Source organism: Curtobacterium sp. MCLR17_059, from assembly GCF_003234665.1.
In the GTDB taxonomy this organism is placed as follows: Bacteria; Actinomycetota; Actinomycetes; order Actinomycetales; family Microbacteriaceae; genus Curtobacterium; species Curtobacterium flaccumfaciens.
On sequence record NZ_QKSU01000009.1, the window covers coordinates 51,834 to 70,446 of the forward strand.

Here is an 18,613-nt window from a genome sequence, read left to right on the forward strand (position 1 = left end):
GTGGTCATGGGGAACCAGCGTTCAGGACGGGTCGGCACGGTCGTGTGGCCGATCGTGGTGGCTGCTGCGCCCACCGCGGCGTTCCAGCTGCCGAACCTGTTCGTCACGCCGGCGGTCCGGCTGTCGCTCGTCGCGTTCGGGCTCGTCGTGCTCGTCGGCGCCGTGACCGTGCAGGTGGTCCGGACCCGGCGCAGCGACGCCGCTCGGTCGGTGGCCGAGGACAACGCCACCGCGGCGGAGCTCGAGCAGTCGACGGCGGTCCGGTACGCGTTCGGCCAGATCGCCACCCGGCTCGTCCGGTTCACCGAGCTGCCGCGGTCCGATCGCCACGGCGAACTCTCGGTCGTCGCCGATCGCGTCGCCGTGGCCCTGGCGTTCTACCTGCTGCCGAAGGTGCCCGACGTCCGCGCGAACGTGTACCAGCTGTCCACCGATCTGCGTGCCCTCGAGCCGATCGGTCACGGCGGGGCCGGCGACACCGCCGGGGTCTTCCGAGCGGGCACGCCCTACGGCGACCGCAACCTCGAGTGGGTGCTGGTCGGCGGATCACCCCGGATCGTCGGTGACCGCTCGGCCGACGTCGACGTCGACCAGGACCTGCCGGGCTTCGAGCCGCGGTACACCTCGTACGTCTCGGTGGTGATCCGGTCCGACCAGTACTCGTTCGGCATGCTCACCGTCGACTCTCCGGTCCCCGACGCCTTCACCGAACTCGACGCCAAGAACATCGCGATGATGGCGTCGTTCATGGCCGTCGCGTTCTCGTTGACCTACTCGTTCCCCGAGCGCGACCGCAATCCAAGGAAAGGCCCGTGATGCTCACACGCTCTGTCGGACGCTCGACGTACGATGCCCCCATGACGACCGTGAACCCTGCTCCGCCGTCGTTCGGGCGTGCCCGGATCTCCTCGCCGAACTGGAACGACACCACCACCGACGCCGACTACGAAGACCTCGACGTCATCGCCGCCAACATCGAACGCGAGCGCGTTGCAGCCCGGCTCCGGGTCACCGCAGCGATCGCCGCGCGTCTGGGTCGCTGACCCCTCCCGCATCGTCCACGACGAACGGCTCCCACGCGTGCGTGGGAGCCGTTCGTCGTCTGCGGAGCCCGAGCCCGAGCCCGAGCCGGCCCCGGTGTCGCAGCTACGGCGCCTCGGTCACGTCGATGAGCACCTTGCCGACCGTGTCCTGCTCGACCGCGTCGTGCGCCTGGGCGGTCTGCTCGAGCGCGAAGCGGGTGAGCGGGAGCCCGGCGTCCTCGCCGACCGGCAGCACACCGTCGTGCAGCGCCTCGGTGACGTCCTCGGCCGCCGCGGACAGCGCCTCGTCGCCGATCGTGTAGAGCAACAGGAACTGGTAGCGGGCGTTCACGCTCATGTTCGGGCGGATCGGCAGGCTCGCCTCGTCGCCGCCGTTGTTCGCGTAGATCGACACGACACCGTGGTTCGCCAGCACGTCGGCGACCAGCGCGGCGTTCTGCGGGATCGACACCTCGACGACGATGTCGACACCGTCCGGCGCGATCGCCCGGATGCGCTCGGCGGCGTCCTCCTCGCGGTAGTTCACGACGTGGTGGGCGCCGGCTGCCGTGGCAAGGGCTGCCTTCGCGTCCGAGCTGATCGTCGTGATGACGGTCGCTCCGGCCCAGCGGGCGAGCTGGATCGCGGCGTGCCCCACGGCACCGGCACCACCGGCGACGAGCACGGTGAAGCCGTCGAGGGCTCCGGGCCCCAGGCGTGCGGGGCCGTCCTCGTGGGTGGTGAGGGCCCGGTGCGCCGTCATCGCGGGGACGCCGAGCGAGGCGCCGACGTCGAACGAGACGCCGTCGGGCAGCGGGACCACGCGCGACTCGGGCACGACCGTGTACTCCTGTGCCGTGCCGGTCGGCCGTGACGCCGCAGCCATGAACAGCCAGACGCGGTCACCGACGGTCAGCCCGTCGACTCCGGGGCCGACGGCGTCGACGACACCTGCGCCGTCCTGGTTCGGTGTGATCTCGGGGAACGGCAGTCCGTCGCCGTACGTGCCGCCGGCACGGGCCTTCCAGTCGGTCGGGTTGACGCCGGAGACGACGACGCGGACGCGGACCTCACCGGCACCGGGCTCCGGGATCTCCCGCTCGACGAGTTCGAGGACGCTGCTGGCACCGGGCTTCGTGTAGACGATCGATCGCATGTCCCCAGGCAACCACTCGTCGCCGTCGGGGATTCCGAGTGCGGGGTCGCTCAGCGCGCGTCGTACCCCTCGCGCGCCTCGGCGACGTCGGGCATGTGCGAGGTGGCCCAGTCCTCCAGCGGCACGAGCACCGTGCGCAGCGACCGCCCGAGCTCGGTCAGTTCGTACTCCACGTGCGGCGGGATCTCGGGGAACACCGTCCGCGTCACCATGCCGTCGCGCTCGAGGGCCCGCAGCGTCTGGGTGAGCATCTTCTGCGAGACCCCCTGCACCCGGGCCGCCACCGCCGAGTACCGTGCGGGACCGTCGGCGAGGGCGCCGATCGTCAGCACGCTCCACCGGTCGCCGATGCGGTCGAGCAGCTGCCGACTGGGGCAGTCCGCCGCGTAGGGGCTGTACTCGAGTGCTGACATGGTGTCCTCCGCAACGCACCGCCAGGTGCCTACTTACTCAAAGAGAGTAACTCTTGTACGGTGACTGTCAACGTCACCGACGCCCAGCACGTCCACGAAGGGAACACCATGACCAACATCGTCGTCTTCGGAGGCACCGGCTACGCCGGCTCCGCCATCACCCACGAGGCACTCTCCCGCGGCATCACCGTCACCGCGGTCGCCCGCGACACGAGCAAGCTCGAGCCGGCCGAGGGTCTCACCCTGGCGCAGGGTGACGCGTTCGACGCCGACTTCGTGTCCGAGGTCACCAAGGGTGCCGACGTCGTCATCGTCTCGCTCCACGCCGTGCAGGCCGACGGCAGCGAGCTGAAGGACAAGTTCCAGCACTTCGTCGACGCCGCCGCCGCAGCGGGTGCGCGGCTCGGCATCGTCGGCGGTGCCGGTTCGATGCGCGTGTCAGAGGACGGCCCCCGCCTCTTCGACACCGACGGCTTCCCGGACGCCTTCAAGGGCGAGGCGAAGAGCCACGCGCAGATCCTCGACGCCCTCCGTGCGTCGGACACCGAGGTCGACTGGTTCTACGTGAGCCCCGCCGCGGCCTTCGGCAGCTACAACCCGGGCGAGCGTCGCGGCACCTACCGCGCCTCGGACGAGGTCCTGCTCGCCGACGCCGAGGGCAACTCGGACATCTCCGGCGCCGACTACGCCATCGCGTTCGTCGACGAGATCGTCACCCCGGCGCACCACCAGGCGCGTTTCGGCGTCGCCTACTGAGGCACTGCCCCTCGCAAGACACCGGTGTTCACGCAACACACCGCGGGATCCCGCGGTGTCGAGCGTGAACACCGGTGTTTTGCACACCGCCGGACCCGACCAACGGGCGGACGGGAGGCGCGGGGCGGGGCCGCCACGGGCCTCCAGGCCGGCGGGTGGTCACCGCCAGGGCCCGCGTCAGTGCGCGACGATCGCCGGCACCGGCAGGTGGTGGCGCATCTGCACCGCCAGGTGCAGGCCGCCCCGGCGGGCGAGCACGAGCGCGATCACGGCGGCGGCCGCGGCCGGCACGCCTCCGGCGACCATCATCCCCACGTGCGCACCGAAGCGGTCGACGATCTGGCCCATCAGCGGCCCGCCGATCGCCTGCCCACCGAGCAGCACGAGGACGTAGAGCGACATCACCCGGCCGCGGATCGCCACGTTCGAGGACAGCTGCACGAGTGAGTTCGACGCGGTCTGGAACAGCAGCTGCGACATCCCGACAGCAACCAGCGCGACGGTGAACGGTGCGATCGCCGGGATCGACCCCGAGACGACGAGCAGCAGGCCCGTCCAGAACACCCCGCCGACGATGGTGCGGAGCCGGACGACGGCCCTCCGGGTGGAGAGCAGCGCACCGACCAGGGCGCCGATCGCCACGGCGGAGTTGAACACCCCGTAGCCGCCGGCGCCGACGTCGTACACCTGTGACGCGAAGGCGGACAGCAGCACGGGCATCGTCAGCGCGAACACCGAGAAGAACGCGACGAGGATCACCGGCACGATGATCGTCGGCTTGTGCACGGCGTAACGCAGGCCCTCCACGAGCTGCCCCTTGCCGCGGGGCGCCGGGGGTGTGCGGTGCAGTTCGGAGACCTTCAGGAACCCGAGCGTCACGACGACGGCGACGCAGGCGATCGCGTTCACCCCGAACGACCACCCCGCACCGACCGCGACGAGCAGGGCCCCGGACAGCGCCGGACCGATCATGCCGCCCAGCTGGAACACCGACGAGTTCACGCTGATGGCGTTCCGCAGGTGCTTGTGCCCGACGATCTCGGTGACGAACACCTGCCGTGCCGGGTTGTCGATGACGGTGACCATGCCGACCAGGAACGCGATCACCCAGATGTGCCACGCCTCGACGACGCCGGCGAGTGTCAGGACGGCGAGCAGCGCGGACAGCACCGCGAAGGCTCCCTGGGTGATCATCATGAGCGCGCGCTTCGAGAACCGGTCGACCAGGACGCCCCCGAGCAGCCCGAACAGCAGCATCGGCGCGAACTGGCAGGCGACCGTGATGCCGACCTGCGCGACCGACCCGGTCAGCTGCAGCACGAGCCAGTCCTGCGCGATGCGCTGCATCCAGCCGGCGGTCATCGCCACCAGGTTGGTCGCCGTGAACAGCCGGAAGTTCGGCACGGACAGGGCGATGAGCGTGTGGCGCCACGGCGGTCGCGTAGCCTGGATCGGGAGCGGTTCGGTGGGCGGGGGGAGGGTCGTCGGTGACGCGCTCACGGTGCGGGGTTCTCCGGACGTCGGTGTGGATCTGGTACCCCAACGAAACTACGTGGCGCCGGCTCATTCGATACCCCTATGGTGGCTATCACTCCATTGCGATGTCGAATGAGGTCGCACCGACGGAAGGCGCGACGTGCTCGATCCGGTCCTGTTGCAGACGTTCCTGGCCGTGGCGGAGACCGGCAGCTTCACGCAGGCCGGGACCCGGCTCGGCATCAGCCAGCCGACGGTGTCGCAGCACGTCCGGCGCCTGGAGACCGCGGTGGCGCGCTCCCTGGTCGCCCGGGACACCCGCGGCGTCGCCCTGACCGACAACGGGGACGCGATGGCCGGGTTCGCACGGACGATCCTCGCCGCGCACGCCACCGCCGACGCCTACTTCTCCGGCGCGGCCACCCGCGGGCGGCTGCGGTTCGGGGCGGCGGACGACCTCGCCATCACCCAGCTGCCGCGGATCCTGCGGGACTTCCGACGGCTGCACCCGCAGGTGAACCTCGAGCTCACGGTGAACCAGTCGTCACCGCTGCTCCGCCGGGTGCACGCCGGCCAGCTCGACCTGGTGTTCATCAAGCAGACGGCGGGGGAGTCCGCCGAGGGCACCCGGGTCGCCACCGACCAGATGGTGTGGATGGCGCAGGACGGCATCGCCCTGGAGCCCGGCGAACCCGTCCCGCTCATCGCGTACCAGGCGCCGAGCATCAGTCGGCAGATGGCGATCGACGCCCTCGAGGCCGCCGGCCGCACCTGGCGGATCACCTGCAACACCCGCGACGTCAACGGGGTGCTCGCCGCGGTGCGCGCGGGCATCGGTGTCGCGGTGTTCCCGCACTCGCTGATCCCGGCCGACCTGGTGAAGGTGTCGCAGCGGCTCGGGCTGCCGGACCTGCCGGCGGTGGACTACGTCCTCATCGCGAACCCGACGGTGCAGCGGGAGCCGATCGACGCACTGACGAACGCGATCCTGTCCCGCGGGGTCGTCCGCGCCGTCTGAGCGCGTGCATCGGCGGCGAGACGCCGGCGTGTTCGGGCTGGTGTCCGCAGCAAGACGCCGGCGTGTTGTCTCGACACCGCCGAGCCGTCGAGACGCCGCGACTTTCGGGGGCGTCTCGACGTCGACGCGGCGTCCTGCCGAGACGACGGCGTCTGAGCGCGCGCGGCGCTACGGGGCGAGCGTCGGGGTCGTGCCGGTGCCGGTGACGTCCGGCAGCGTCACGCCCGCGAGCGGCAGCAACGCCGCCGCGACCGCCCACAGCAGCACGACCGTGCCGACACCGCCGAGCACCGCACCGAGCAGCGCGACCGGTCGCTGCCACGTGGCCGTGCGGTCGCGCAGTGTCACGATCGAGAGCACCAACGCGAGCAGTCCGAGCACCACGCCGACGCCGTGCACGGTCGCCGGAGCGGTGAACCACCAGGCCGCCAGACCGATCGTCGCGATCCCGGCGACGGCACCGAGCACCGCACCGGCGGTCGCGCCGAGCGCACGGCGTGGCCCCGGCACGGCGCCTGCAGTCACGGGCTGGTCGAGCAGTTCGGTCGGGAGGCCCGCCTCGCCCCCGCCGGCACCCTGCGGCACCGGGGTGGGTGCGACCAGGGCCGTGGTCGCCCGGGCTTTCGGGGTCGCGACGGCGGTGCCGCCGGGAGCCGCGGTGGTCGGCGCCGCGTGCAGCACGGCGTCGAACGACCCCGCGGCTGCGGGTGTGGGCGCTGCCGACCGTGCGGCGGCCTGCTGGTGGGCGAAGCGTCGGGGTGTCCGGTAGCCGATCGGGCCGACGGGCTCGGGTTCGGTGCCCTCGACGACCACGTGTTCGAGGCCGGGCACAGAGAACCGGGGCTGTCCGGCGACGGGCACCGCGGGTGTGGCGGTCGGCGGTGCCTCCGGCGAGGGGGTGGTGAGCGGTGCGACGAGCGGTGTCGCGTCCGCCGAGGCGGGTGCGGCGGCGACCGGGGAGACCGGCACCACGAGCCCGGAGGCGGGGACGACCGACGACGGCGGCACCGCGGGGGTCTCGAACGGCACGGTGTGCACGTTCGGCGACGTCGGGGCCGGGGGCAGCAGTTCCTGCTGCGGCGGGAAGTCGGGCACGGGGGCGTCGGCTTCGACCAGTGCGGCGATCGACGCGGGCTCGGACGTCGGTGCGTGCGCGGCCGGCGCATGCGCGGCGGGTGCCCGCTCAGCCGCGGCGTTCCCTGCCGGGGCGCCCGTGGTCGGTGGGACGGGCGCCGCGTGGGCGGCGCGTGACGAGGCGGGGGTGGGGCGGGCCTCCCGGCCGGAGGCGTTCACGTGACCGGCGGCGGCGACCCGCTCGGGCGCGACCTCGTCGACGGGCGGCGCGGTCACCCAGGCCGGGACGGGCCGACGGGGCCGGTCCGATTCGGGCATGCGATGCGCTGCCACTGCGGCGCTCCTTCCGTCGACTGATCCATGCTCAGTTGTAGCGGCAACCGCTGTGTGGATCGCAGCCCCAGTTCGGGGTCGCCGCCGACCGAGGACGACATCGCCGACATGACGACGATCTTCGACCGGGCCTGAGCGGGCTTTTCGCGCCCGGTCGTTTCGCGCTGAGCGACAGGTCACGGGCTGCGGAGCCCGTGGAGTGTCGCTCAGCGCGAAACGGCGGCGGTGCGGCGGTGCGTCGGCGGCGCGGCGCTAGCGCGTCGCGGCGGCCAGGGCGTCGCGCAGCTCGGCGGCGGTCATCCGCGGGCCGTAGCCGGGGGTGTCCCGCTGGATGCGCCAGCCCTCGGCGAGCGGCCCGGCGTCGACGACGTCGAAGCCGAACGCGTCGATGAGCTCGGCGACGGTCTGCTTGGCGGAGCCGTCGTCGCCGGCGATGACGAGGGCACGACGATCGGGGGTGCCGGCGGGCGTCGCGTGGCCGGTGAGGTCGTCGGCGCCGATGTGGTTGAACGCCTTCACGATACGGGCGCCGGGCAGGTGGTCCTGCAGCATCTCCGCCGTGGTCGTGGACTGGTCGTCGAGGGCGGCGATGTGGCCGTCGCGCTCCCAGTAGTAGTTGTTGGTGTCGATGACGACCTTGCCGACGAGGGGCTCGACGGGGATCGTCTCGATCGCGGCGAGCGGCACCGTCACGACGACGATCTCGCCCGCTGCGGCTGCCTCGTCGCGGGTCGCTGCGCGTGCGCCGTCGCCGAGTTCCGTGACCAGGTCGGTCAGGGTCTCCGGGCCGCGGGAGTTCGCGATGACGACCTGGTGGCCGTTCCGTACCGCGAGTCGAGCGAGCTGGGATCCGATGTTGCCGGCGCCGATGATTCCGATGGTTGTCATGGTGTCCCTGCAACGCTGCCCGCCGTCGTGCATTCCCCGGGAGGCGCGAACGCGCCGCCGGGAGCATGATGGCGGCATGGACCCCGACTTCCGCGACGAGACCGACCAGGACCGCTACGCGATGTAGGTCGGCGGCGAGCTCGTGAGCGTGCTCGACTACCGGGTGAACGGTGACGCGGTGGCGTTCCCGCGCACGTACACGGTCCCGAAGCACCGCGGCCACGGGTACGCGGCGCAGCTGGTCGAGTACGCCGTCGCCGACGTCGAGTCGTCGACCACGAAACGCATCGTCCCGATGTGCTGGTTCGTCGGCAAGTGGTTCGACGAACACCCCGAGAAAGCCGACCTGCTCAGCCGCAGCGCCGCGGACTGAGCACCGAACGAAGGGGCTCCCGTGCCCACCATCACCCCGTTCCTCTGGTACGACGACCAGGCCGAGCAAGCGGCCGAGTACTACGTCGGACTGTTCCCCGACAGCCGCGTCGACAGCGTCAGCCGGATGCCGGACGGTCGTGCCCTCGTCGTGGAGTTCACGTTGCTCGGCGCTCCGTACCGCGCGATGAACGGCGGCCCCGGGCACCCGCACACCGACGCGGTCTCGTTCCAGATCGACGTGGACACGCAGGACGAGCTCGACCGGCTGTGGGACGCCCTGCTCGCCGACGGCGGGAGCCCGACGGCGTGCGGCTGGTTGACCGACCGCTGGGGTCTGGCGTGGCAGGTGACCCCGTCGATGCTGGGGGAGCTGATGAGCGGATCGGGTGATCCGGAGGCCAACGCCCGCGTGTTCGAGGCCATGATGCAGATGGTCAAGCTCGACATCCCCGCGCTGCAGGCCGCGGCCTCCGGTCACTGACCCCACTCTCCGCGGACCCGCCGGTAGTGTGACCGGACGAGAAGACCGCCGGCCGGCGCCGGCGCAGACAGGCTGGAGCCACCATGGACCACCCGAGTTCGAGGGTCCGCCACAGCGACATCAGCCGGGCGTACACCGAGCTCGCCCGCATCACCCGTCGGGCGAGCATCCGGGCCCGCGGTTCGGACCAGGTGTTGAGCGTCGTCGACCAGTCCCTCGTCGACTTCGTCGTCCAGCACCCGGGCTGCATGGCCATCGACATCGCCCGGTACCTGCGGCTGAACCGGTCGACGATCTCGCGGCAGCTGTCCGGGCTCCTCGCGACCGGACTGGTGCGCACGACCGACGGCGGCAGCGGCAACGCGAAGCCGCTCGAGGCGACCGACGCCGGCCGCGCCGCGCTCGAGCGGTCGGTGCAGCTGCACCGGGACGCGCTCGACGAGCGGCTCGCCGACTGGTCGGACGACGACATCGCACTGCTCGCCGGGCTGCTGGAGCGCCTCGGTGCCTCGGACGAGGCAGGGCTCCCGATGCCGGCACCCACCGAGTCGTGACGACGTCGTTCGTCCTGCTGTCCGACACGCACCTGCCGAAGCGCGCGAAGGACCTGCCGCCCGGACTGTGGGCCGACGTCGACGCGGCCGACCTCGTGGTGCACGCGGGGGACTGGGTCGACCTCGCCACCCTCGACGCCGTGCAGGCGCGGTCCCGCCGGTTCGAGGGCGTGCGGGGCAACAACGACGGTCCGGAGTTCGACGACCGGCTGCCGCTCGTCGCCCGGTTCGGTGTCGAGGACCTTCGCTTCGCCCTGGTGCACGAGACCGGGGCGTCGACCGGTCGGGAGCGCCGGATGGACGCCGAGTACCCGGACACCGACGTGCTCGTCTTCGGCCACTCGCACATCCCGTGGGACACCGTGGCGCCGTCGGGGATGCGCCTGCTGAACCCCGGTTCACCGACCGACCGTCGTCGCCAGCCCGACCACACGTGGATGCGCGGCACGGTCACCGGCGCCGAGCTGTCCGTCGAACTGGTGCGGCTGCCGCCGGCCGCCCGCTAGTCCCGGTCGTCGGCCTCCGTCGGCGGCCCCCCGTTCCGGAAAGCGACAGATCCCCGCGGAACTTCTCCGGACATCTGTCGCTTTCGCGGGGTGTTCGACGGCCGTCAGTGCAGCAGTGTCGCTTCGGCGGCACCGACCGCGTCGCCCGCAGCCGCGGCGGCACCGACCGCACCGCCCGCCGTGACCGCGCCGCCCGCAGCCACGGTGGCCCCGGCACCAGCAGCCCCTGCCGTCGGCATCCGGAAGAACGCGAGCTCCCACTCCGTCGAACGCCGGAACGCCCGCGCCATCCGCCCCCGCTCGTCGGGCGTCGCCGCACGGGCTGCCTCCTCGACGAGCCGGTTCGCCTCGGCACTCGACGCCGCGAACCCCGGGTCCCCGTACGCCGTGATCCAGTCCGCGAAGGCGTGCCCGTCCGGAGCGACCCCGAGCTGCGACCCGACCCAGGCGTAGACCCGGAAGCACGGCAGCGCCGCGGCGGCGAGCACCGCACGGGAGCCGGAGTCGGCGGCCTCCTGCAGGTGCGCGAGGTACCCGGCGCACGTGGGGTGCACGGGATCGTCGGCGTGCGAGCCGGCCAGCCGACGGTGGTGCAGGTCGCGGGCCTCGTCGGCGCACCCCTGCGCAGCCGCCGCCCAGAACGCAGCAGCAGCAGCGCCAGCACCAGCACCAGCACCCGAACCAGCACCAGGCGCACCGACCCCGAGTGCCGCCAGGTGCCGCTCGTACGCCCGCAGGTAGTGGACGTCCTGCGCCAGGTAGCCCGCGAACACCTCCGGCTCGAGCGTCCCGTCCCGGAGCTCCACCAGGAACGCGCAGTCGATCGTCTCCTGCAGCACCGATGCCGCATCCGCCCACCACACGTCCGTGTACGACAGTGCCGGCAGGGCTGCCCGCGCCTGCGCCCCGTGGTCGACCGGACCGTTGCCGCTCCCGACCGCCAGAGCGTCGGCCCCGCGCAGCGCCGCCGTCAGCCACTCCTTCGCCACCCCGACCGCGAGCTCCCAGTCGCCGTGCCGCGCGGCGAGCGTCGCGATCGCGCTGGAGAGTGAGCACCCGGTGCCGTGCGTGTTCGTCGTCGTGACCCGGGGACCCGTGAACACCCGCACGGTGCCGTCCGGTGCCACGAGCACGTCGTCCGAGGTCGGCCCCTCGTCGTGCCCGCCCTTCGCCAGCACCAGGACGTCCCAGCGCGCCGCCACGGCACGCGCGGCGTCCAGCGACGAAGCTGACGACGACACCCCGGCCAGCTCCGCCAGCACCACGAGCTCGGCCCGGTTCGGCGTCACCAGGTCGGCGAGCGCGAACAGCGCCCCCATGGCCGCCGCCGCGTCCTCGTCGAGCAGCCGGTCCCCGCTCGTCGCCACCATCACCGGGTCGACGACGACCACCGGTGGCCGGTGCTCCCGCAACCAGTCCGTCACGACCCGCACGACGTCGGCGGTGCCGAGCATCCCGATCTTCACCGCGTCGACCACGACGTCGTCCGACACCGCGTCGAGCTGCTCCCGCAGGAACGCGACGTCCGGCACGTGCACAGACCGCACCCCGTGCGTGTTCTGCGCGACGAGCGCCGTCACGACCCCCATCCCGTACCCGTCGTGCGCGGCGATCGCCTTGAGGTCCGCCTGCATCCCGGCTCCGCCCGTCGGGTCGGTCCCGGCGATGGTCAGCACCCGCGGGACGCTCATGCGTCCGCCCCGTGGTGCGTGGCGTCGGCCTGGAGGGACGGATCGCCAGCACCTGACGGCCTCGCCTCCGTCCCGTGGTCGGGTCCAGGGCCCCACGCGGCCACGTACGCCGCCGCGGCGGATCCGGGGTCGGCCGCGGCGCAGATGCCCGAGACGATCGCGACGCCCGCGGCACCGGCAGCCCGGAGCGGCGCGACGTCGTCGAGGGTCACCCCGCCGATCGCCACGCACGGCAGATCGGTGGCGGCGGCCAGCCGGGCGAACCCGTCGTGGCCCAGCGCCGGCGGGTGGTCGGCCTTCGTCGCCGTGGGGTGCACGACCCCGACGCCGAGCAGGTCCACGGTGCCGCGGGGGAGTCGCTCGACGGCAGCCAGGTGCGCGAGCGTGTTCGCGGTGAGGCCGACGTGGGCGTCCGCGCCGAGCAGGGCACGGGCGGCGGTGACGGGGACGTCGGACTGGCCGAGGTGCACGCCCGCGACCCGGTGTCCCGCGTGCCGTGCGGCGAGGGCGACGTCGAGCCGGTCGTCGACCACCACCGTCGCACGGTCCCCGACGGCGTCGGCGACCGCCGCGGTGAGTGCCAGCAGGTCACGCGCCGAGGCGTCCTTGTCCCGTACCTGCACGATCCGGACCCCGGCGTGCACGGCGGCACGGACGACCCCGAGCACCCCGATGCCGTGCCGGTCGGCCAGGGCACCGTCGGTCACCAGGTAGACGCCGAACCCCGCAGACTGCAGCCCGCTCATGCCGACACCGACCGGGCACCGACAGGAGCGGTCTCGACCGTGATCCGGGCCTCGCGGACGACGTCCTCCGAGGTCAGCGACGCCAACCGGTCGAGGAACAGCGGCTGGAAGGTCCCCGGCCCACCGGCATCCCGCGCCGCGAGCTCCGCGGCGATCGTGTGCACGGCGGTGGCGGCGACGGCAGCGGCACCCGCGTCCTCCGGCGCGACCGACGTGAACGCGGCGACGACCGCGCCGAGCGCACACCCACCACCGGTGATGCGTGTCAGCAGGTCGGTCCCGTTCGCCACCCGGACCACACCGATGCCCGGCGCGACCAGCAGGTCGACCGCACCCGACACGGCCACCGCGGCCACGAGCCTCCCGTCCGAAGCAGCGACGGACGCGACCCGGGCGTCCTCCGTGCCCACCGTGCTGTCGACCCCCCGGCCACCGGCCGAGTCGCCGAGCAGGGCGAGCACCTCGGACGCGTTGCCCCGCAGCACCGTCGGGCGCAGCGCGAGCAGGTCGCGTGCCAGGGCGGTCCGCACCGGCAGCGAGCCGACCGCCACCGGGTCGAGGACCCACGGGGTCCCCGCGTCACGGGCGGCGTGCACGGCCTCGAGCGCGGCGACCCGCGGTTCGGCGTGCGGGGTACCGGTGTTCACCAGCAGGGCATCGGCGACGCGGGCGAACGGCCCCGCCTCGGTCGGCACGTCGACCATCGCGGGCGAGGCCCCGATTGCGAGCAGCACGTTCGCCGTGACGTTCTGCACGACGGTGTTCGTGATGCACTGCACCAGCGGGGCCCGGGCACGCACGGCCTCGAGCAGTTCGGCGGTTCGGTGGGCCCAGGCAGGGGAGGGCGCAGCGGTTTCCATGGACGATCCCTTCGCGAGTACGAGCTCGAGCAGGTTCGACGGGTGTGATCTCAGCCGCTGGATGCGGCACCCCGTGTCTCGAGCGACACCGTACACGACGCCCGGTGACCACTTCGAGGCCCGCTCCGGGCACCGTGTGCCAGGGTTGGACCGTGCCAGATGCAACGCCCCCCGGGCCCCCGCCCGGCCCCCGCGACCCCGGCGACGCCTGGGCGGTCGGCCCCGACGGCACCAAGGCGTGGGGACGCTTCGGCGCCGCCGGCCTGCTCGTCGACGACGGCGCCGGCCGCGTGCTCCTGCAGCACCGCGTCGAGTGGAGCCACCACGGCGGCACCTGGGGCATCCCCGGCGGCGCACGGCACCAGGGCGAAGCAGCCGTGACCGCCGCCCTCCGCGAATCCGCCGAGGAAGCCGGCGTGCCCGACGACGCGATCGCCCTGCGCCACACGGCACTGCTCGACCTGGGGTTCTGGACCTACACGACCGTCGTGGGGCGCGCCTCCCGGCCCTTCGAACCCGTCATCGCCGACCGCGAGAGCCTCGCCCTGTCGTGGATCCCGATCGACCAGGTCGACGACCTGCCCCTGCACCCCGGCTTCGGCAGGTCGTGGCCGGCGCTCCGCACCACGATCGCGACCACCCCGCACGTCGTCGTCGACGCGGCGAACGTCGTCGGCAGCGTGCCCGACGGCTGGTGGAAGGACCGAGCCGGCGCCGCGTCACGCCTGCTGGCACAGGTGTCGGCGCTCGCCGCGGGCGGGGTCGCCGCATCGTTGCTCGACCTGCCGTTCGCACGGTGGTGGCCGCGGTGGACCGTGGTGCTCGAGGGGGAGGCCCGGGCCGCTGCGGACGTGGGCGGTGCTGGTGGAGACGGCGGTGCGGACCGCGCTGTCGGCGCTGACCGCGGCGCCGCCACCGGCGCTGTCGACGTCGTCCGTGCTCCGGCTTCCGGCGACGACGCCATCGTCGAGTCCGCGCAGGCCGCGGTGCAGGCCGGCGACGGGCCGGTCGTCGTCGTGACGGCCGACCGCGAGCTCCGCGACCGCGTCGAGGCCCTCGGCGCGGTCGTCCACGGGCCGTCCTGGTTGCGCGACCAGCTGTAGCCGCCTGGACCGCCGTGTTCCGGATGGCGACCGAGCGGCCGTCGGTCGCTGCCGGTACGCTGGCCCTCCGTCAACGGAGACGCAACACGCAGGAGGTTCCCCTTGGAGCGCATCACCAGGGCCGACGACCGAGTCCACCGCCCCGCCGGGCCGTGGACCCCCACGGTGCACCGGCTGCTCGCCCACCTGCACGAGCAGGGGTTCGTCGCAGCCCCGGAACCGATCGCCCTCGGTGACACCCTCGAGACGGTCTCGTTCGTCCCCGGTGTCGCGGGCGAGTACCCCTGGACCGAGGACATCGCCAGCGAGGCCGCCCTCGTCACCAGCGCCCGCCTGCTCCGCCAGTTCCACGACGCCGCCGCGAGCTTTCCGCGCAGCGCCACCGACGACCTCTGGTCCCAGGCCGACCGTGCCCCGGTCGAGACGATCGTGCACGGCGACTTCGCCCCGTACAACTGCGTCTACGACGGCATCGCCGCCGTCGGCCTGATCGACTTCGACACCGCTCACCCCGGGCCCCGCGTCTGGGACGTCGCGAGTGCCGTCTACCGGTTCGCACCGTTCACCACCGGCGCCGTCGAGGGATCGACCGCCCCCGACCTCGACGAGCGGCTCGCGCGCGCCGCCGAGTTCTGCCGCGCCTACGCCCTCGACGACCGCTCCCGGAGCGTCCTGGCCGAGACGATGATCGCGTCCCTCGTCGCCCTCGTCACGACGATCGAGCACGAGGCCGCCGCCGGCAACCCGAAGTTCGTCAGCGACCTGCAGCACGGCCACGCCGACCTGTACCGCGCCGACGTCGCCTACCTGGAGCAGCACGCCGACGCCGTCACCGCCGCCGTCGCGTGACCACCAGCCCCGCGCGGCTCCGCACGGCGCGCTTCGCGGCGCAGGGCATCGCGGTGCCCGGGCTGCGACCCACCGAGGTCATCGAGCGGATGCTGGCGGTGCAGGGGCAGGACCTCGGCCAGGTGCTCTGGGCCATCGGGGTCCGCGCTCCCGGATCGTCGCGGGACGACGTCCGCGAGGCCTTCGACCGCGGGGAACTCGTCCGCTCGTGGCCGATGCGCGGCACCCTGCACGCCCTGCGCCCCGACGACCTGCGACTGCTGCTCTCGCTCACCGCCGAACGGACGCTCCGCACGATCGCCCGGCGCGCCGCCGAGCTCGGCATCGACGACGCCCTGCTCGGCCGGGCCCGGGACGCGACGGTCGCGGCCCTGGGCGGTGGTCGTGCGCTGGTCCGGGACGACCTGTTCGCGGCGTACCGCGCTGCCGGTATCGACCCGGCCGGCGGTCGCGGCTACCACCTGGTCCTGCAGCTCGCGCAGGAGGGCCTCGTCGCCTGGGGTCCCACCGCCCGCGTCGGGCAGGGGCTCGTGCTGCTCGACGAGTGGGCACCCGCCACCGCTGACCTGCCGGACCGCGACGAAGCCCTCCGCCGGGTCCTGCTCGGGTACCTGCGCGGCCGTGGCCCCGCGACCGAGGCCGACGCCGCGAGCTGGACGAAGCTGCCGCTCGGTGACCTCCGCCGAGCGCGGGCGGCGGCGGGGAACGCGGTGGAGGACCTCGGCGACGGGCTCCTCGACCTCGCCGACCGGCCGGCAGCCGCGCGCGTCCCCACCGGGCACCTGCTCCCCGGCTTCGACGAGTACCTGCTCGGGTACGCCGACCGGTCCGCGCAGCTCGACCCCGCGCACGCCGACCGGGTCGTCCCCGGGGCCAACGGCATGTTCCTGCCGATGGCCGTCGTCCGGGGTCGCGTCGTCGGCACCTGGAAGCGCACCGAGCGCCGGGCCGGGCACCTCGTCACCGTCACACCCTTCGGTGCCCTCGATGCGGCATCGGTCCGCGCGCTCGAGGCGGCGGCCGCGCGGTACGCGGCGTTCCTCGGTGCGCCCGTCGCGACCACGGTGGTCTGACGCGACCACCTGCGGACCGTGTGCCGAGACTGCCCGGCCGCCCCGACCCTCCAGACCTCACCCAGCAACCATGCGGCGGACTCCGACACTGCCTCCGGTAATGTCGCAGGGCCATGACGGACAGCCCGGCCGACGCCACCCCCTACGAAGTCCTCGGCGTCCCCGCGACGGCTGACGACGAAGCGCTCCGCCGCGCCTACCGGCGGGCCGCCCGCGAGACGCACCCCGACCTCGGCGGCGACGCCCAGCGCTTCCGCCAGGTCCAGCTCGCATGGGAGCGCATCGGCACGCCGGCAGCCCGGCGCGCGTACGACGTCGGGTCCCGCGCGTACGGCGCGTCCGGGGCGACCGCAGGCAGGGGTGACACCGGTCGCGACGCCTACGCACCCCCGGCAGCGCGTCGCGACACCCGCCCCCGGGCCCGGTCCCACGGACACCCCGGCGGTCGGTCGCGCGAGGTCTTCCTGCAGGCCGAACGCGAGTGGGTCGGCCTCGGCGACCCCATCGAGGACCCGTACGACCCCACGCTCATCCGCTCCGCGCCCCGGCACATCCGGCGCCTGCTCGCCGAGGCCCTGGCCGAAGAAGCGACCGCCCTGATCGTCTCCGACATGGGGATCGGCGTCACGGTGTGGCACGACCTCGACGCCGGAGCCGAGGGCAAGCTCGACCACGCCGTCCTGACCCCGAGCGGACTCTGGGCCGTCGAGTCCATCGACTGGGGCGCTCCGGTCCGCGTCGAGCACGGCGAGATCGTCGGCGAGACGCTCGCGCCGGGGGAGCGACCCGTCAAGGAACTCGTCCGCGCCGCCCGTGCCGTGCAGAAGCAGACCCGGGTGCGGTTCTCCGGGCGGCTGCTCGTCGTTCCGGACGCCGCCGTCACCGAGGACGTGCAGCTCGTCGGCTCCCCGAAGAAGCCCACCGCGCTCGTCGTCCGCCGGAGTGCGCTCGCCCAGGTGCTGAACGGCGTCTGGTCGCCGGCCGGTTCCGTCGACGTGTTCGAGATCCGCGACCGCCTGCAGCAGACCGTCCGCTTCGTCTGATCCTGACGCCTGACGCCTGACGCCTGACGCCTGACGCCTGACGCCTGACGCCTGACGCCCGACGCTCGACCCGGGCTCCGACCGTCACCGTCCGACGCGTCGTACGATCACGGCATGCGCGAAGAGGTCGTCGTCGTGGTCGGCGGATGGGAGCACGACTGCTGTGGGCCCGCCTACGAACGGCAGGCCACGGCGGCGTTCACCGCGTACGGCAGGACGCCGCGGTTCGCCGAGTCCCGGCACCACGACGACCCGTTCGGCATCACGGAGTTCCGTGGTCGGGTGGCCGATCTGCTCGTCGTCGCGGAGGACGGCACCCGCATCCCCGTCCACCGCATCCCGTCCGGTCGCGCGCTGGGCGGATCCGATCCGGACGACGACGGGCACCTCGAGGTGCCCTGGACCGGAGAACGGATCGAGGTCGAGTCCGACACGTTCGAGATCGTGGTCGATGTCCACGTGCCCGGGTCGGGGCCCGGGAAGCGTCAGTAGCCGCGGAGCTTCTCGAGGTCGCGGCGTTCCCGCTTGCTCGGCCGTCCGGCGCCGCGATCACGCATCGGGACGAACCCGGCCTCTTCCTTCGACAGCCGCGGCGGGGTCTTGTCCTCGAAGTGCTTCGCGGCCTCGGGGGCGCTCGTCCGCTTCAGGATGATGCCGGTCACCATGACGATCCGGTCGAAGCCGTTCTGGCGCACCCGCACCTCGTCGCCGGGGCCGATCGGCTGCGCCGGCTTCGCGCGCTCCCCGTTCACCCGGACGTGACCGGCCTTGCACGCGGCGGTCGCGGCCGACCGGGTCTTGGTGATCCGGACGGCCCAGATCCAGCTGTCGACCCGGGCCTTCTCCATGCCGACACTCTAGGCGGCCCGTACCCTGGGGCGGTGCATGCGGACGAACAGGCGGCGATCGCCCGGGCCCGTGCCCTCGGGGTGCTGCACGAGGCCGCGATCGGGGACCGCCTGGTGGTCCGGGCGCACCACGGTGACGGCGCGCAGGACGCCCTCGGTGACCTGGTCGCCCGGACGCCCGACGCCGTGACGATCGCCACCCGCCGCGGCCCGGTCGAGGTCCGGCTCGCCGACGTCGTCGCCGCGAAGCCCGTCCCGCCGCCCCCGCCCGCGCGGCCTGCTCGGCGCTGACGCGCTCGGCTCGCACCGTGCGGACTTGTCGTGCTGTCGAGCCGGGGTCGCACGGTG

General features: G+C 73.4%; 23 protein-coding genes and 1 riboswitch. Of the genes, 14 read left to right on the forward strand and 9 right to left on the reverse strand.

Annotation, left to right across the window (positions count from 1 at the left end):
* Positions 1 to 6: 6 nt before the first annotated feature.
* Positions 7 to 816 (forward strand): GAF domain-containing protein, encoded by an 810-nt coding sequence (locus DEJ12_RS12955; RefSeq protein WP_071247251.1) that lies wholly within the window; start codon positions 7 to 9, stop codon positions 814 to 816.
* 41 nt (positions 817 to 857) lie between these two features.
* On the forward strand, positions 858 to 1,043 hold the full coding sequence (locus DEJ12_RS12960; protein ID WP_027465208.1) for a hypothetical protein: 186 nt from the start codon (positions 858 to 860) through the stop codon (positions 1,041 to 1,043).
* 103 nt (positions 1,044 to 1,146) lie between these two features.
* Here the strand turns inward: DEJ12_RS12960 and DEJ12_RS12965 are convergent, their stop codons facing one another.
* Complete coding sequence (locus DEJ12_RS12965; protein WP_111030309.1) at positions 1,147 to 2,178, reverse strand: NADPH:quinone reductase; 1,032 nt, start codon at positions 2,176 to 2,178, stop codon at positions 1,147 to 1,149.
* 50 nt (positions 2,179 to 2,228) lie between these two features.
* Complete coding sequence (locus DEJ12_RS12970) at positions 2,229 to 2,591, reverse strand: helix-turn-helix domain-containing protein (protein WP_071247254.1); 363 nt, start codon at positions 2,589 to 2,591, stop codon at positions 2,229 to 2,231.
* Between the two features lie 108 nt (positions 2,592 to 2,699).
* Here DEJ12_RS12970 and DEJ12_RS12975 point away from each other — a divergent pair, with 108 nt between their 5' ends.
* Positions 2,700 to 3,347, forward strand: coding sequence for an NAD(P)-dependent oxidoreductase (locus DEJ12_RS12975; RefSeq protein WP_111030365.1), 648 nt, complete (start codon positions 2,700 to 2,702; stop codon positions 3,345 to 3,347).
* A gap of 177 nt (positions 3,348 to 3,524) precedes the next feature.
* Here DEJ12_RS12975 and DEJ12_RS12980 read toward each other — a convergent pair whose 3' ends face one another.
* On the reverse strand, positions 3,525 to 4,847 hold the full coding sequence (locus DEJ12_RS12980; protein WP_111030310.1) for an MFS transporter: 1,323 nt from the start codon (positions 4,845 to 4,847) through the stop codon (positions 3,525 to 3,527).
* A gap of 136 nt (positions 4,848 to 4,983) precedes the next feature.
* Between DEJ12_RS12980 and DEJ12_RS12985 the strand changes: the two genes are divergently transcribed.
* Entirely contained in the window at positions 4,984 to 5,841 is an 858-nt protein-coding gene (locus DEJ12_RS12985; protein ID WP_111030311.1) for a LysR substrate-binding domain-containing protein, read from the forward strand.
* Positions 5,842 to 6,009: 168 nt separating this feature from the next.
* Here DEJ12_RS12985 and DEJ12_RS12990 read toward each other — a convergent pair whose 3' ends face one another.
* Together DEJ12_RS12990 and DEJ12_RS12995 are read right to left on the reverse strand one after the other, a co-directional pair.
* Complete coding sequence (locus DEJ12_RS12990) at positions 6,010 to 7,248, reverse strand: hypothetical protein (protein ID WP_146249186.1); 1,239 nt, start codon at positions 7,246 to 7,248, stop codon at positions 6,010 to 6,012.
* 252 nt (positions 7,249 to 7,500) lie between these two features.
* Entirely contained in the window at positions 7,501 to 8,136 is a 636-nt protein-coding gene (locus DEJ12_RS12995; RefSeq protein WP_111030313.1) for an NADPH-dependent F420 reductase, read from the reverse strand.
* Between the two features lie 142 nt (positions 8,137 to 8,278).
* On the opposite strand from DEJ12_RS12995, the gene DEJ12_RS13000 reads away from it, so the two are divergent.
* From DEJ12_RS13000 to DEJ12_RS13015, 4 genes are all read left to right on the forward strand, one after another.
* A complete protein-coding gene (locus DEJ12_RS13000; protein WP_309147051.1) occupies positions 8,279 to 8,509 on the forward strand; it encodes a GNAT family N-acetyltransferase in 231 nt (76 codons plus the stop codon).
* Positions 8,510 to 8,530: 21 nt separating this feature from the next.
* Entirely contained in the window at positions 8,531 to 8,992 is a 462-nt protein-coding gene (locus DEJ12_RS13005) for a VOC family protein (RefSeq protein ID WP_111030314.1), read from the forward strand.
* A gap of 83 nt (positions 8,993 to 9,075) precedes the next feature.
* Positions 9,076 to 9,546, forward strand: a complete 471-nt coding sequence (locus DEJ12_RS13010) for a MarR family winged helix-turn-helix transcriptional regulator (protein WP_111030315.1) — start codon at positions 9,076 to 9,078, stop codon at positions 9,544 to 9,546.
* Positions 9,543 to 10,052, forward strand: coding sequence for a metallophosphoesterase (locus tag DEJ12_RS13015; protein ID WP_111030316.1), 510 nt, complete (start codon positions 9,543 to 9,545; stop codon positions 10,050 to 10,052). Before DEJ12_RS13010 ends, DEJ12_RS13015 begins: the two co-directional genes overlap by 4 nt.
* A 104-nt stretch (positions 10,053 to 10,156) precedes the next feature.
* Here DEJ12_RS13015 and thiD read toward each other — a convergent pair whose 3' ends face one another.
* The 3 genes from thiD to thiM all read right to left on the reverse strand — a co-directional run bounded on the left by thiD (position 10,157) and on the right by thiM (position 13,349).
* Positions 10,157 to 11,743 (reverse strand): bifunctional hydroxymethylpyrimidine kinase/phosphomethylpyrimidine kinase, encoded by a 1,587-nt coding sequence (gene thiD / locus DEJ12_RS13020; RefSeq protein ID WP_111030317.1) that lies wholly within the window; start codon positions 11,741 to 11,743, stop codon positions 10,157 to 10,159.
* Complete coding sequence (gene thiE / locus DEJ12_RS13025; RefSeq protein ID WP_258370665.1) at positions 11,740 to 12,489, reverse strand: thiamine phosphate synthase; 750 nt, start codon at positions 12,487 to 12,489, stop codon at positions 11,740 to 11,742. The genes thiD and thiE overlap by 4 nt, the downstream gene beginning before the upstream one ends.
* Positions 12,486 to 13,349 carry a hydroxyethylthiazole kinase gene (gene thiM, locus DEJ12_RS13030; RefSeq protein ID WP_181433199.1) on the reverse strand — a complete coding sequence of 288 codons (864 nt, stop codon included), beginning with the start codon at positions 13,347 to 13,349 and terminating at the stop codon, positions 12,486 to 12,488. Before thiM ends, thiE begins: the two co-directional genes overlap by 4 nt.
* Positions 13,338 to 13,433, reverse strand: a riboswitch (TPP riboswitch). Its footprint overlaps the gene before it by 12 nt.
* A gap of 68 nt (positions 13,434 to 13,501) precedes the next feature.
* On the opposite strand from thiM, the gene DEJ12_RS13035 reads away from it, so the two are divergent.
* From DEJ12_RS13035 to DEJ12_RS13055, 5 genes are all read left to right on the forward strand, one after another.
* Positions 13,502 to 14,452: an NUDIX domain-containing protein gene (locus DEJ12_RS13035; protein WP_111030318.1), complete on the forward strand. Its 951-nt coding sequence runs from the start codon at positions 13,502 to 13,504 to the stop codon at positions 14,450 to 14,452.
* A gap of 102 nt (positions 14,453 to 14,554) precedes the next feature.
* Positions 14,555 to 15,301 (forward strand): phosphotransferase enzyme family protein, encoded by a 747-nt coding sequence (locus tag DEJ12_RS13040; protein ID WP_027465222.1) that lies wholly within the window; start codon positions 14,555 to 14,557, stop codon positions 15,299 to 15,301.
* A complete protein-coding gene (locus tag DEJ12_RS13045; protein WP_111030319.1) occupies positions 15,298 to 16,374 on the forward strand; it encodes a winged helix DNA-binding domain-containing protein in 1,077 nt (358 codons plus the stop codon). Before DEJ12_RS13040 ends, DEJ12_RS13045 begins: the two co-directional genes overlap by 4 nt.
* Before the next feature lie 113 nt (positions 16,375 to 16,487).
* Positions 16,488 to 17,417 (forward strand): DnaJ domain-containing protein, encoded by a 930-nt coding sequence (locus tag DEJ12_RS13050; protein ID WP_071405400.1) that lies wholly within the window; start codon positions 16,488 to 16,490, stop codon positions 17,415 to 17,417.
* A 114-nt stretch (positions 17,418 to 17,531) separates the two neighbouring features.
* Positions 17,532 to 17,909 (forward strand): hypothetical protein, encoded by a 378-nt coding sequence (locus DEJ12_RS13055; protein WP_181433125.1) that lies wholly within the window; start codon positions 17,532 to 17,534, stop codon positions 17,907 to 17,909.
* Here DEJ12_RS13055 and DEJ12_RS13060 read toward each other — a convergent pair.
* Positions 17,903 to 18,265: an RNA-binding S4 domain-containing protein gene (locus DEJ12_RS13060; RefSeq protein ID WP_071405402.1), complete on the reverse strand. Its 363-nt coding sequence runs from the start codon at positions 18,263 to 18,265 to the stop codon at positions 17,903 to 17,905. The genes DEJ12_RS13055 and DEJ12_RS13060 overlap by 7 nt on opposite strands.
* Before the next feature lie 33 nt (positions 18,266 to 18,298).
* Here DEJ12_RS13060 and DEJ12_RS13065 point away from each other — a divergent pair, with 33 nt between their 5' ends.
* Complete coding sequence (locus DEJ12_RS13065) at positions 18,299 to 18,556, forward strand: hypothetical protein (protein ID WP_258370582.1); 258 nt, start codon at positions 18,299 to 18,301, stop codon at positions 18,554 to 18,556.
* Positions 18,557 to 18,613 lie beyond the last annotated feature (57 nt).

What these genes read in the sequence shown, in the direction of transcription:
- DEJ12_RS12955 (WP_071247251.1), top strand. Translation starts at nt 7, where the DNA reads ATGGGGAACCAGCGTTCAGGACGGGTCGGCACGGTCGTGTGGCCGATC.
- DEJ12_RS12960 (WP_027465208.1), top strand. Translation starts at nt 858, where the DNA reads ATGACGACCGTGAACCCTGCTCCGCCGTCGTTCGGGCGTGCCCGGATC.
- DEJ12_RS12965 (WP_111030309.1), bottom strand. Translation starts at nt 2,178, where the DNA reads ATGCGATCGATCGTCTACACGAAGCCCGGTGCCAGCAGCGTCCTCGAA.
- DEJ12_RS12970 (WP_071247254.1), bottom strand. Translation starts at nt 2,591, where the DNA reads ATGTCAGCACTCGAGTACAGCCCCTACGCGGCGGACTGCCCCAGTCGG.
- DEJ12_RS12975 (WP_111030365.1), top strand. Translation starts at nt 2,700, where the DNA reads ATGACCAACATCGTCGTCTTCGGAGGCACCGGCTACGCCGGCTCCGCC.
- DEJ12_RS12995 (WP_111030313.1), bottom strand. Translation starts at nt 8,136, where the DNA reads ATGACAACCATCGGAATCATCGGCGCCGGCAACATCGGATCCCAGCTC.
- DEJ12_RS13010 (WP_111030315.1), top strand. Translation starts at nt 9,076, where the DNA reads ATGGACCACCCGAGTTCGAGGGTCCGCCACAGCGACATCAGCCGGGCG.
- thiD (WP_111030317.1), bottom strand. Translation starts at nt 11,743, where the DNA reads ATGAGCGTCCCGCGGGTGCTGACCATCGCCGGGACCGACCCGACGGGC.
- thiE (WP_258370665.1), bottom strand. Translation starts at nt 12,489, where the DNA reads ATGAGCGGGCTGCAGTCTGCGGGGTTCGGCGTCTACCTGGTGACCGAC.
- thiM (WP_181433199.1), bottom strand. Translation starts at nt 13,349, where the DNA reads ATGGAAACCGCTGCGCCCTCCCCTGCCTGGGCCCACCGAACCGCCGAA.
- DEJ12_RS13050 (WP_071405400.1), top strand. Translation starts at nt 16,488, where the DNA reads ATGACGGACAGCCCGGCCGACGCCACCCCCTACGAAGTCCTCGGCGTC.
- DEJ12_RS13055 (WP_181433125.1), top strand. Translation starts at nt 17,532, where the DNA reads ATGCGCGAAGAGGTCGTCGTCGTGGTCGGCGGATGGGAGCACGACTGC.
- DEJ12_RS13060 (WP_071405402.1), bottom strand. Translation starts at nt 18,265, where the DNA reads ATGGAGAAGGCCCGGGTCGACAGCTGGATCTGGGCCGTCCGGATCACC.